Raw genomic sequence first — 11,037 nt, forward strand, 5'->3', positions numbered from 1 at the left:
GATCTGTGAGGCCAGTATAAAATCGGCGAAAACCGCAGCACAATTTAATGTTTATGAAGAACATATAGGTTTTCACTTATGTTAAAAGCCGCCACGTTTCGTCAGTTGAAGGCCTTGCATACGGTTGCGAAGCTCGGCAGCGTGTCGCGCGCGGCCGAGGAATTGCGGCTCACACAGCCGGCCGTTTCGCTCCAGGTGCGTTTGCTGGAAGAGGCTGCGGGCGCGCCGCTCTTGCAGCGCGTGGGGCGTGGTGTGCAGTTGACCGCGGCCGGCGAGATTCTCGCCCGCTACGCGCTGGAAATCCTCGACCTGTGGAACGGCGCGGCGGACGATCTGGCTGCGTTGCACGGCGAGCAGGGCGGCACGCTGCGCATCGGCGCGATCACCACGGCCGAGTATCTGATCCCGCCGTTTCTCGTGCGTTTTACCGAAGCGCGTCCGCAAGTGAAAGTGCAGTTCAAGGTCGGCAATCGCGCCGACATCATCCGCATGCTGGCTACGCATGAGATCGATCTCGCGGTGATGGGCAGTGCGCCGCGCAAATTGCGCACGGCGGCGACCGCGTTCGCGAGGCATCCAATGGCATTCGTCGCCTCGCCCGCGCACGCGTTGATGAAGAAAAAACGTTTGTCGCTCGACGACCTGCAAAGCGCGAATCTTTTCGTGCGGGAGCGAGGTTCGGGCACGCGCTCGACCGTCGAGAATCTGTTTCGCCTCGCCGGGCACAAGCTGCACATCGGCTCCGAGTTGTCGAGCAACGAGGCTATCAAGCAACTGGTGGAGGCTGGCCTGGGTATCGCGTTCCTGTCGCTGCACGCCTGTTCGCTGGAGTTTCAGGCGGGCCTGCTCGCGTTGCTGCCGCTGCCCGCCAATCCGATCGAACGCGACTGGTACGTGATGCATATGTCGGACAAACGCTTGCCGCACGTCGCCGGTCTGTTCCGCGATTTTTTGATCGAGCACGGCATGTCCGGCGCGGTGCCGGTGCCGCTGCCAACCGTCGCCGCGGCAAAAAAGCGCCGCCAGGCGCGTCAGGCGGGCGGCGCGTAACACGCATCGATTCTCGCTATTTGCTTCGACGTTTGCGCCGGCCGTGCTGCGTAGCGAGTCGCGAGGCGACCTTCCAGCGTGCCCGTAGAGCCTTATGGGAAAAGGCTTTTCCGTTACATCGCCGGCGATCGAAGTAAAGGTTGGGTGGACGATATTTTTGCCCGTGGCGATTGTCTTTACAGTGGCGTCCAGACATCTGAGAAAAGTGGACGCCGCACCCTTGTGGCGAGCCATTGTGATTGACCTGGCCGTTACAGGAGTCGGAGACAATGAGCAGCAACAGCATCACTCAAGTCGAAACATTTGGTTTCGAACGCATTCCGGATCGCTCGCGATATGCGCGGCCGATCGATCTGTTCGGCTTGCTGTTCGGCGGCTGCAATACCTTTTCCACCTCGGTGCTCGGCAGCTTTCCAGTGCTGCTCGGCCTGTCGTTCAAGGCGGGCGTCTATTCCATCTTGATCGGCGTATTGATCGGTTCGTGCATCCTCGCGCCAATGAGCCTGTTCGGTCCGCGTAACGGCACCAGTGACCCGGTTTCCTCCGGCGCGCATTTCGGCATTCATGGGCGGATCGTCGGCTCGTTTCTCGCGTTGCTGACCTCGGTCGCGTTCTTCTCGCTGGCGGTGTGGAGTTCGGGCGATGCGCTGGTGGGCGGCGCGAATCATCTGCTCGGCCTGCCGGTCAACGGGATGACGTTGAGCTTCGCTTACGGTCTTTTCGCGGTGCTGGTGCTGACGGTGTGCATCTACGGTTTCCGCTTCATGCTGTGGGTCAACAAGATTGCGGTGTGGGCCGCGAGCCTGCTGTTCGTGGTCGGTATCGCCGCGTTCGCCGGTCCGTTCGACAGTGCGTATGCCGGCAAGGTCGCGCTCGGTTCGGCGGGTTTCTGGCCGGCGTTCGTGAGCGCCGTGCTGGTCGCGATGAGCAATCCCGTGTCGTTCGCCTCGACGCTCGGCGACTGGGCCCGCTATATTCCGCGGGACACGCCGAAAAAGAACACGATTCTCGCCGTGATGCTCGCGCAACTCGCCACCTTCGTGCCGTTCTTCTTCGGCCTCGCCACGGCGACGATCATCGCCGGCAAGGCGCCGGATTTCATCGCGTCGAATAACTATGTGGGCGGTTTGCTGGCGATCTCGCCGAACTGGTTCTTTCTGCCGGTGTGCCTGATTGCGATCATCGGCGGCATGTCGACGGGCACGACCGCGCTGTACGGCACCGGGCTCGACATGTCGAGCATGTTTCCGACATTCCTGAACCGCGTGCGCGCCACGTTGCTGATCGGCAGTCTCGCAATCGGCTTCATTTTTCTCGGCCGCTTCGCGTTCAATCTGGTGGAAAGCGTGTCGACGTTCTCGGTGCTGATCAACGTCTGCAGTTCCCCATGGATGATGATCATGATCATCGGGTTCGTGACCCGGCGCGGTTTCTACCTGTCCGACGATTTGCAGGTGTTCAATCGCGGCGGTCGAGGCGGACACTACTGGTTCACGCACGGCTGGAACTGGCGCGCGATGGGCGCGTGGATTCCGAGCGCGGTGATCGGCCTGTGCTTCGTCAATCTGCCGGATCAGTTCGTGGGCCCGCTCGGGCAGCTCGCCGGCGGCCTCGACATCAGCATGCCGGTTTCGCTGACGCTTGCCTGCACGCTCTACCTCTCGTTGCTGCAGTGTTTCCCGGAGCCGGACGGCGTGTACGGTCCGCAAGGCCGACGCTGGTTGCGTGCGGGTTCGCAGCGCAATATGAACGTGCATCCGGTGGTCCCGGCGAGCCGGCTCAAAGCAGCCGCGCAAGGGCAGGCGAAAGCGCAGCGCGCCACGCGTGCGGAACGTGAAGAAGCGGTGCTGGACACGCAGGACGCAGGTTGAAGCGCGCGCCGATGCGTGCAGAATCGTGCGGTACGAGTAATGGTTTTCAAATCAGGCAGGCAAACAGCATGAGCGAGTCAGTAAAGCGCGCGTTTGAAGGGGTAAAGCTATTTCCGTTCTGGCTGGACAATCCGCGCGCGCCGGCTGTCGAACGGGAACTGATCGGTCCGACTTCCGCGGATCTGGTCGTGGTGGGCGGCGGCTTTACCGGTTTATGGGCCGCGATTCAGGCGAAAGAAGCCGACCCGTCGCTCGACGTCGTGCTGATCGAGGCGGGCAAGGTGGCTTACGGCGCTTCGGGCCGTCCGGGCGGCATCATCTCGACTTCGGTGATGCACGGTCTGCCGAATGCGACACGGGTCTTTCCGCAAGACCTCGACGTGCTCGAAAAGCTCGGGCAGGAGAATCTCGACGGCTTCAAGGCGTCGTTGACGCGCTACGGCATTGAAGCGGATGTCGAATGGAACGGCGAGATGACCGTCGCGGTCGACCCGGGCCACCTGGGTCACCTGAAGGGTGACTACGAACTGCATGTCGCGCATGGACACGACGTGGTGTTGCTCGACAGTAAAGGCGCGCGCGAGCAGCTCGATTCGCCGCTCTTCGCGGGTGCGATGTGGTCACGCAACCGCAGCGGCACGATTCATCCGGCCAAGCTCGCTTGGGGGCTGAAGGCCGCGGCGCTGAAACTCGGCGTGCGCCTGCATGAACATTCGCCGCTCACACGCCTCGAAGACCGCGGCGCGACGATGATCGTGCACACGCAGGCGGGCCGCATCGAAACGCCGCGCGTGCTGCTCGGCACCGGCACCGCGGACGTCGGCGTGACCGACATCAAGCGCCGGGTGATGCAGGTGCGCGATCACATCATCGCGACCGCGCCATTGAGCGAAGAACAGATGGCGCGCATCGGCTGGAAGAATCGCCAGGGCATTTACGACACGCGCACGCAGCTCAATTATTTCCGGCTCACCCAAGACAATCGCATCATCTTTGGCGGCCGGGTGAGCTATCACTTCGGCAGCGACCCGAATCCCGCAGCCGATCGCGACGAAAGCACCTATTACAAACTCGCCGAAGCGTTCTACCGCACCTTCCCGCAACTCGACGACGTGCGTTTCACGCATGCATGGGGCGGCCCGATCGACTACTGCTCGCGCGGAGCCGTGTTCGCGCGCCGCTATCACGGCGGCAAGAGCGTGTTCGTCGCCGGTTATACGGGCTTCGGCGTGGCGGGCAGCCGCTTCGGCGCGAAGATGGGTCTCGACATGCTATGGCATCGCGATACGGTGATCACGTCGCTCGACATCTCGCGCAAGGGGCCGTCGTATATACCGCCGGAACCCGTGCGCTGGATCGCCGCGAAGATCACTTTCAATGCGTTCGACGGCGCGGACGATCGCGGCGGCTGGCGGCGTCTGTGGATCAATTCGATCAAGGCGCTGGGTTTTCCGATGTAGCCCATGGCTTCCGCGCAGTGGTGGCGGACGCGTTTTTTTTGTGTTGCCGCCGGAATAAAAAAACCGCACCTTAGCGGGTACAGGTGCGGGTGCGGTTGCAGGTGAAGCAACGAAGCAATGCAGCGATGCAGTGTGAATCAACCGCAGTACACGATGCTGTACTTCTTGGTCGCCACCGGCATGTGCCACGTACCCGAGAAGCCTTTGTGCAGGATGAAGGCGTCGCCGGCTGCATAGCGTTCGCTGCGGCCGTCGTCGCTGGTGATCACGACTTCGCCTTCGATCAGCACGCAGACTTCGTGGATCGGCAGGTCGGCCAGCTTCAGCGTGCCCGCATCGCATTGCCACACGCCGGCGGACAACATGTTGGTGGCGTCGGAGTAAGCATTGAGGGCGTGCGGTGCCTTGGCGCCTTCGAGAATGACGTCGGCCGGATCGTGCAGGGCCGGGTTCAGGCCGGATGCGCCTGGGCCTTTAGCGTCGATGCGGGTGAAAGTGATGGTGCTCATGTGTCTCTCCTGGTGGAATGGATCGATGTCGCTATCGTTGAGTCGATGCGAAAAATGGATTCGAAGCCGGAGTCTGAGCCAAAGCTGCGTAGCGATGAATTTCGATTTGAAGACATTCAGATTGAGCGGCGTCGATGTAAAGCGGGTGACGCCGCCGCGGGTGCGATTGGCCCCCCGTCTGACCTGAAACATTCACGTAAAGGACAAGCCTCATGCAACACGCCAAGCAGTTCTATATCGACGGTCAATGGGTCGAGCCGCTCGGGTCGATCGAGCAGGCCAACGCCGCCACGCTCGACGTTATCGATCCGTCCACCGCCACCGCGTTCGCGCAGATCTCGCTCGGCAGCGCGGCGGATGTCGATCGCGCCGTCGCGGCCGCGAAGCGCGCGTTTCCCGCCTACAGCGAAACGACGATCGCGGAGCGCATCGATCTGCTGCAAGCGATCCTCGACGTCTATCGCAAGCGCTACGACGACATGGTGCATGCGATCAGCCGCGAGATGGGCGCGCCGCTCCAGTACGCGAACGACGCGCAGGCGTGGACCGGCGTCGCGCATCTGGAAACGATGATCCGCACGCTCGACACGTTCGAGTTCGAGTCTCTGAAAAACGGCATTCTGATCCGCAAGGAAGCCGTGGGCGTGTGCGGGCTGATCACGCCGTGGAACTGGCCGGCTTTGCAGATCACCACCAAGGTTGCGCCCGCGCTCGCGGCAGGCTGCACGATGGTGCTCAAGCCGTCGGAACTGGCGCCGCTGTCGGGGATCATCTTCGCCGAGATCCTCGACGAAGCGGGCGTGCCGGCCGGCGTGTTCAACCTCGTGAACGGCGAGGGCCGCACCGTGGGCGAAGCAATGTCGTCGCATCCTGACATCGACATGATGTCGTTCACCGGTTCGACGCGCGCGGGCGTGCTGGTCGCGAAGGCCGCGGCGGATACGGTCAAGCGCGTGCATCAGGAACTGGGCGGCAAATCGGCCAACCTGATTCTCGAAGACGCCGACCTGAAAGAAGCCGTCATGCGTGGCACGCGTGCCTGTTTCGACAACAGCGGCCAATCGTGCGATGCGCCCACGCGCATGTTCGTGCCGCGTGCGCATGAAGCCGAAGCGCTGGCCTATGCGAAAGAGGCCGCCGAAGCGCTGCGCGTCGGTCCTGCCAATGCGGCGGATACGGATCTCGGGCCGGTGATCAGCGAGCAGCAGTTCGACAAGATCCAGCGGCTGATCGGCGTGGGCATGGAAGAGGGCGCCACGCTGGTGGCCGGCGGGTTGGGCCGTCCGGAAGGATCGAAGAACGGCTACTTCGTGCGGCCGACGGTATTCGGCAAGGTCACGCCGGAGATGACGATCGCGCGTGAGGAAATTTTCGGACCCGTCCTGTCGATCCTCGCATACGACTCCGAAGATGAAGCCATCGCGATGGCCAACGACAGCCTCTACGGTCTCGCCGGCTACGTGCAATCCGGCTCGCTCGAGCACGCCCGCGCGGTGGCGAAGCGCCTGCGCACCGGCACGATCTATCTGAACTACGCGGACTACAATCCCGACGCGCCGTTCGGCGGCTTCAAGCAATCGGGCAATGGCCGCGAGTACGGCGAGTTCGGTCTGGAAGACTTCCTGGAGATCAAGGGCGTGGTCGGTTACGGCGCTTGAGTGTGCGCAGCGGCATGCTCCCACGCATGCCGCGACTAAAGCAGCAATTCGATCGAATGAAACAACCGGCGCTGCTCGGCATCTTGCGAGCGCGCTCCTTCGTCGATGACTTCACGCAGGCATTCGAGAAAGCACGCGGCCGCCGGACTCGTCGGCGCGCCACGGCGTGATGTGATGCTGACGATGGTTTCGTCGACCGTCTCTCGCAGCGGCAGCGCCCACAACTGCTCCTTCGCGAGCGTCACTTCAACGAGCGGCCACGGAAAAATGCTGAGCATGTCCGTGTGCGCGAGCAAACCCAGCACGACCGCCAGCGAGTGCGCCAGATGAATGGTGTGCGGCACCTGCATGCCGCGCTTGCGGAACACATTGTCCGAGATCGACTCGCGGCTTGCCGGGTCCCAGTTCAACACCCACTCCGCGTTTTCCAGTTCGAGCAGCGTGCGGCAACCGGCTTTCGGATGATCGCGCCGCGCGACCACGGCCGAATGCGTGGAGAACAGCGGCACGTTGTGAAACTCCGATTGCGGCGACGCGGGCGGCGGCCGACCAATCGAAAAATCGAGGCTGCCGTCGCGCAGACGCGGCTGCACGACCGCGAGCAAGCCTTCGAAGAATTCCAGTTGCACTTCCGGCATGCGCTGGCGGAACCGCTGCACGGTAAGCGGCAGAAACGTCAGCGCGACCCACGGCGTGACGCCGATCGACAGTTTGCCCGCGGCGGCGCCGCGTAGCGCTTCGATCTCGGCTTGCGCCCGCTGCAATTGCCCGAGCACCACGCGCGCATGCACGACCAGCGCGCGGCCGAACTCGGTAAACGCGACGCCGCTTGCGCTGCGCACCACCAGCGGCGCCTGTAGATCGGCTTCCAGTTCGCGCATGGCCTTGGTCACGGCAGCGGGCGACAGGTCGAGCGAACGGGCGGCGGCCCGGATACTTCCAGTATCGGCAATCGCCGCTAATGTGCTGAGTTGATGCAGTTTCATCTGACAATGAGCGAATAGGGTGGCAACCAGCGGTTGCTGCCGCAACGATTCTACGCCTGCCGCTGGAAAATCGGCGTCGTTATGCTGGGTTCACGCTTTCATTGATGGAGACACGACGTGAACACCATGGCCATTCCGGCGGGCATCGCCGAACTCGAAGACGAAATGATCGCGCTGCGCCGCCGCATTCACGCGCAGCCCGAGCTGGCTTACGAAGAGTTCGCCACCGGCGACCTGGTCGCCGAACGCTTGCAGGAGTGGGGCTATACCGTGCACCGCGGGCTGGGTCAAACGGGTGTTGTCGGGCAACTGAAAGTTGGCGCCGGCACGCGCAAACTGGGGCTGCGCGCCGACATGGATGCGCTGCCGATTCACGAGACCACCGGACTGCCGTACGCGAGCAAGGTGCCCGGCAAGATGCACGCATGCGGCCATGACGGTCACACGGCCATGCTGCTCGCCGCGGCCAAACATCTGGCGCAGGAAAAGTGCTTCGACGGTACGTTGAATCTGATTTTCCAGCCCGCTGAAGAAGGGTTGGCCGGCGCGAAAAAAATGCTCGAAGACGGCCTGTTCGACAAATTTCCGTGCGACGCCGTGTTTGCGATGCACAACATGCCGGGTTTCCCGACCGGCAAGTTCGGCTTCCTGCCCGGGTCTTTCATGGCTTCGTCGGATACGGTGATCATCAAGGTGACCGGGCGCGGCGGTCATGGCGCGGTGCCGCATAAGGCGGTCGATCCGGTGGTGGTGTGCGCGCAAATCGTGCTCGCGTTGCAGTCCATCGTCTCGCGCAACATCGCGCCGCTCGATATGGCGATCATTACCGTCGGTGCGATTCACGCGGGCGAAGCGCCGAACGTGATTCCGGAGACGGCCGAGATGCGTCTTTCGGTGCGCGCGTTGAAACCCGAGGTACGTGATTACTTGCAGGAGCGCATCACGGCGGTGGCGTGCGGCCAGGCGGCCGTGTTCGGCGCGCAGGCGCATGTGGACTATCAGCGCCGCTATCCGGTTCTCGTCAACGACGCGGCAATGACCGGTCTTGCGCGGCAAGTCGCGCTCGACTGGCTCGGCGAAGGCGGCCTGATCGCCGATATGCAGCCGCTCACCGGCAGCGAAGACTTCGCGTTCCTGCTGGAGCGTTGCGCCGGCAGCTACCTCATCATCGGCAATGGTGACGGCGAGGGCGGCTGCATGGTCCACAACCCCGGCTACGACTTCAACGACGATTGCCTCGCCACCGGCGCGGCCTACTGGGTGAGACTCGCGCAGGCGTTTCTGGTCTGACGCCGAAGCGTTTGCGTGGGCGGGTCAAGCCGCGCATCTGCAGGAAGCACATCACGGAGACACAGATGGACTATTCCGCCACACCGCAACCCGCGGGCACCGAAGCGTTGAGCATGCAGAGTGCGACGGCAGCGCAACCGGCGAGGCGCGCGAGCCACGCTAAAGCGATTGCCGCGATTACGCTCGGCAACGGCCTCGAGTTTTTCGACTTCACGATCTACAGCTTCTTTGCGACGATCATCGGCAAGCTGTATTTCCCGGTGGAAGGGCAGCTTGCGCAACTGATGCTTGCGGTCGGCACGTTTGGCGTGGGTTTCATCATGCGGCCGGTGGGCGGCATCGTGCTCGGGGCGTATGCCGATCGCGCGGGCCGCAAGGCCGCGATGAGCCTCACCCTGTGGCTGATGACGCTCGGTTCCGCGATCATCGCGTTCGCGCCGACTTATGCGGCGATTGGTGTCGCTGCGCCGCTGCTGGTGATTCTCGCGCGGCTGATTCAGGGCTTTGCGCTGGGTGGTGAGATTGGTGCATCGACGTCGCTGCTGCTTGAATACGGTAGCAATAAAACGCGCGGCTTCTACGGCAGTTGGCAGTTCGTGAGCCAGGGCTTGAACACGGTGTGCGGATCGCTGCTGGGTGTCGCGTTGGCGGCGGCGCTTTCGACCGCGGCGCTGGAGAGCTGGGGGTGGCGCGTGCCGTTCGTGATCGGCATGGCGATGGGGCCGATCGGCATCTATATCCGGCGGCATCTGGATGAGACGCTGCCGGGTATCGAAGACGGCTCGGCGCCGCACTCAGGCGGGAGTGCGGCGGCTTTACAGCCCGCCTCGCAGCCGGTGCGCAAGCTGTTTCGCGAGCATTCCGGCGTGATTACGACGGGCGTTCTGACGACGATCGGCGGTACGGCGGCGAACTATATCGTGCTGTTTTATCTGTCCACGTACGCGATCCGGATTCTGCATTTGCCGATGTCGTCGGCGCTCTGGGCCGCGTGGACTGCTGCGGTAGTGACGGTGATCTGCTCGCCTTTTGCTGGCGGGTTGTCGGATCGTGTTGGGCGTAAGCGCGTGTTGTGGGTTTCTCGTGTGCTGCTGATCGTGGCTGTTTATCCGGCGTTCATGATTATCAATGCTTCGCCTACGGTGCCGGTTTTGTTATCGGTGGTGGCGGTGCTGGGTGTGCTGGTTGCGTTTACCGCGGTGCCTAATATCGTCATGTTGCCGGAAATGTTTCCGCGTGAGATTCGTGCTACCGGGATGTCGATTGTTTATTGTCTCGGGGTTTCTATTTTTGGTGGGTTTGCCCAGTTTTTTGCTACCTGGTTGATTCAGGTTTCCGGGAGTAATCTCGCGCCGGCTTGGTATCTGATTGGGTGTGGGGTGGTTTCCTTGTTGCCGTTGCCGTTTATGCGGGAGACTGCTGGGCGGGATATTGGGTAGTGGTTTTTTCTTTTGGTTTTGGTTTTCGGGGCTGTGGGCTTCTGGTTGTTGGCCTTTCCTTGCTTTCTTAGTGGTCTATTGGCGTTGCCCCTGTGCGGGGCGGCACCTACTTTCTTTGCCGCGGCAAAGAAAGTAGGCAAAGAAAGCCGCTTTGAACCGCCAGCTCATAAGCGGGTCCCCCGCACAGCCACGATAGTGGCCCATCTGGAATCCGTGCCCCCGCACATTCGGCGCTTGTGACACAGCAGTCATTCTTCCGGCGGCGCTGCGCGCGCCGTCGCGGTCATTCGCGCCTACACCAACGCTGGCACTATCGGTCGAAGGCCCGGGATCAGCCCGCGAAGCAGCCAGAATCTCGTCAGTTTTCCTTGCGAGCGTCGTCAATCCAGATCCTCTTGCCAAGCTGGCGACTGCCGCGGAGACGGCAGCCACCATGGCGAATCCGATTAGGAAAGAAGCGATGAATTCTATTCGCGCTCAGTTTTCCTAACTATTGTGGCCGCCGAAAGAGATCAAAAAATCGCGGCCGCGCATCGCAGACCGATCCCTTAACTACAAACGTTTTGCCGAACTACCGCGACGGCGCGCGCAGCGCCGCCGGAAGAATGACTGCTGTGTCACAAACGCGGAGTGTGCGAGGGCACGGATTCCAGATGCACCACTACCGTGGCTGCGCGGGGGACCCGCTTATGAGCTGGCGGTTCAAAGCGGCTTTCTTTGCCTCCTTTCTTTGCCGCGGCAAAGAAAGGAGGTGCCGCCCCGCACAGGGGCAAC

Annotated in this window: 8 protein-coding genes; 6 read left to right on the top strand and 2 right to left on the bottom strand. The window is 62.4% G+C overall.

The window, feature by feature from the left end:
• The first annotated feature begins 78 nt into the window (after positions 1-78).
• The 3 genes from P0D71_RS20585 to P0D71_RS20595 all read left to right on the top strand — a co-directional run bounded on the left by P0D71_RS20585 (position 79) and on the right by P0D71_RS20595 (position 4,381).
• Positions 79-1,050, top strand: coding sequence for a LysR family transcriptional regulator (locus P0D71_RS20585; RefSeq protein ID WP_408481813.1), 972 nt, complete (start codon positions 79-81; stop codon positions 1,048-1,050).
• 269 nt (positions 1,051-1,319) lie between these two features.
• Positions 1,320-2,921 (top strand): purine-cytosine permease family protein, encoded by a 1,602-nt coding sequence (locus tag P0D71_RS20590; protein ID WP_408481814.1) that lies wholly within the window; start codon positions 1,320-1,322, stop codon positions 2,919-2,921.
• A 68-nt stretch (positions 2,922-2,989) separates the two neighbouring features.
• Positions 2,990-4,381: an NAD(P)/FAD-dependent oxidoreductase gene (locus P0D71_RS20595; protein ID WP_408481815.1), complete on the top strand. Its 1,392-nt coding sequence runs from the start codon at positions 2,990-2,992 to the stop codon at positions 4,379-4,381.
• 137 nt (positions 4,382-4,518) lie between these two features.
• Here the strand turns inward: P0D71_RS20595 and P0D71_RS20600 are convergent, their stop codons facing one another.
• Complete coding sequence (locus P0D71_RS20600) at positions 4,519-4,890, bottom strand: cupin domain-containing protein (protein ID WP_408186555.1); 372 nt, start codon at positions 4,888-4,890, stop codon at positions 4,519-4,521.
• A 212-nt stretch (positions 4,891-5,102) separates the two neighbouring features.
• On the opposite strand from P0D71_RS20600, the gene P0D71_RS20605 reads away from it, so the two are divergent.
• Positions 5,103-6,548 carry an aldehyde dehydrogenase family protein gene (locus P0D71_RS20605; protein ID WP_408296898.1) on the top strand — a complete coding sequence of 482 codons (1,446 nt, stop codon included), beginning with the start codon at positions 5,103-5,105 and terminating at the stop codon, positions 6,546-6,548.
• A gap of 35 nt (positions 6,549-6,583) precedes the next feature.
• Here the strand turns inward: P0D71_RS20605 and P0D71_RS20610 are convergent, their stop codons facing one another.
• The gene (locus tag P0D71_RS20610) at positions 6,584-7,534 is read right to left on the bottom strand and encodes a LysR substrate-binding domain-containing protein (protein ID WP_408481816.1); all 951 of its coding nucleotides are present in this window, start codon (positions 7,532-7,534) and stop codon (positions 6,584-6,586) included.
• Positions 7,535-7,651: 117 nt separating this feature from the next.
• Here P0D71_RS20610 and P0D71_RS20615 point away from each other — a divergent pair, with 117 nt between their 5' ends.
• A complete protein-coding gene (locus P0D71_RS20615; protein WP_408343064.1) occupies positions 7,652-8,824 on the top strand; it encodes a M20 aminoacylase family protein in 1,173 nt (390 codons plus the stop codon).
• A gap of 65 nt (positions 8,825-8,889) precedes the next feature.
• Positions 8,890-10,263, top strand: a complete 1,374-nt coding sequence (locus tag P0D71_RS20620; RefSeq protein ID WP_408481818.1) for an MFS transporter — start codon at positions 8,890-8,892, stop codon at positions 10,261-10,263.
• The last annotated feature ends 774 nt before the right edge of the window (positions 10,264-11,037 follow it).

The organism is Paraburkholderia sp. RL17-383-BIF-A, assembly GCF_046028015.1.
In the GTDB taxonomy this organism is placed as follows: Bacteria; Pseudomonadota; Gammaproteobacteria; order Burkholderiales; family Burkholderiaceae; genus Paraburkholderia.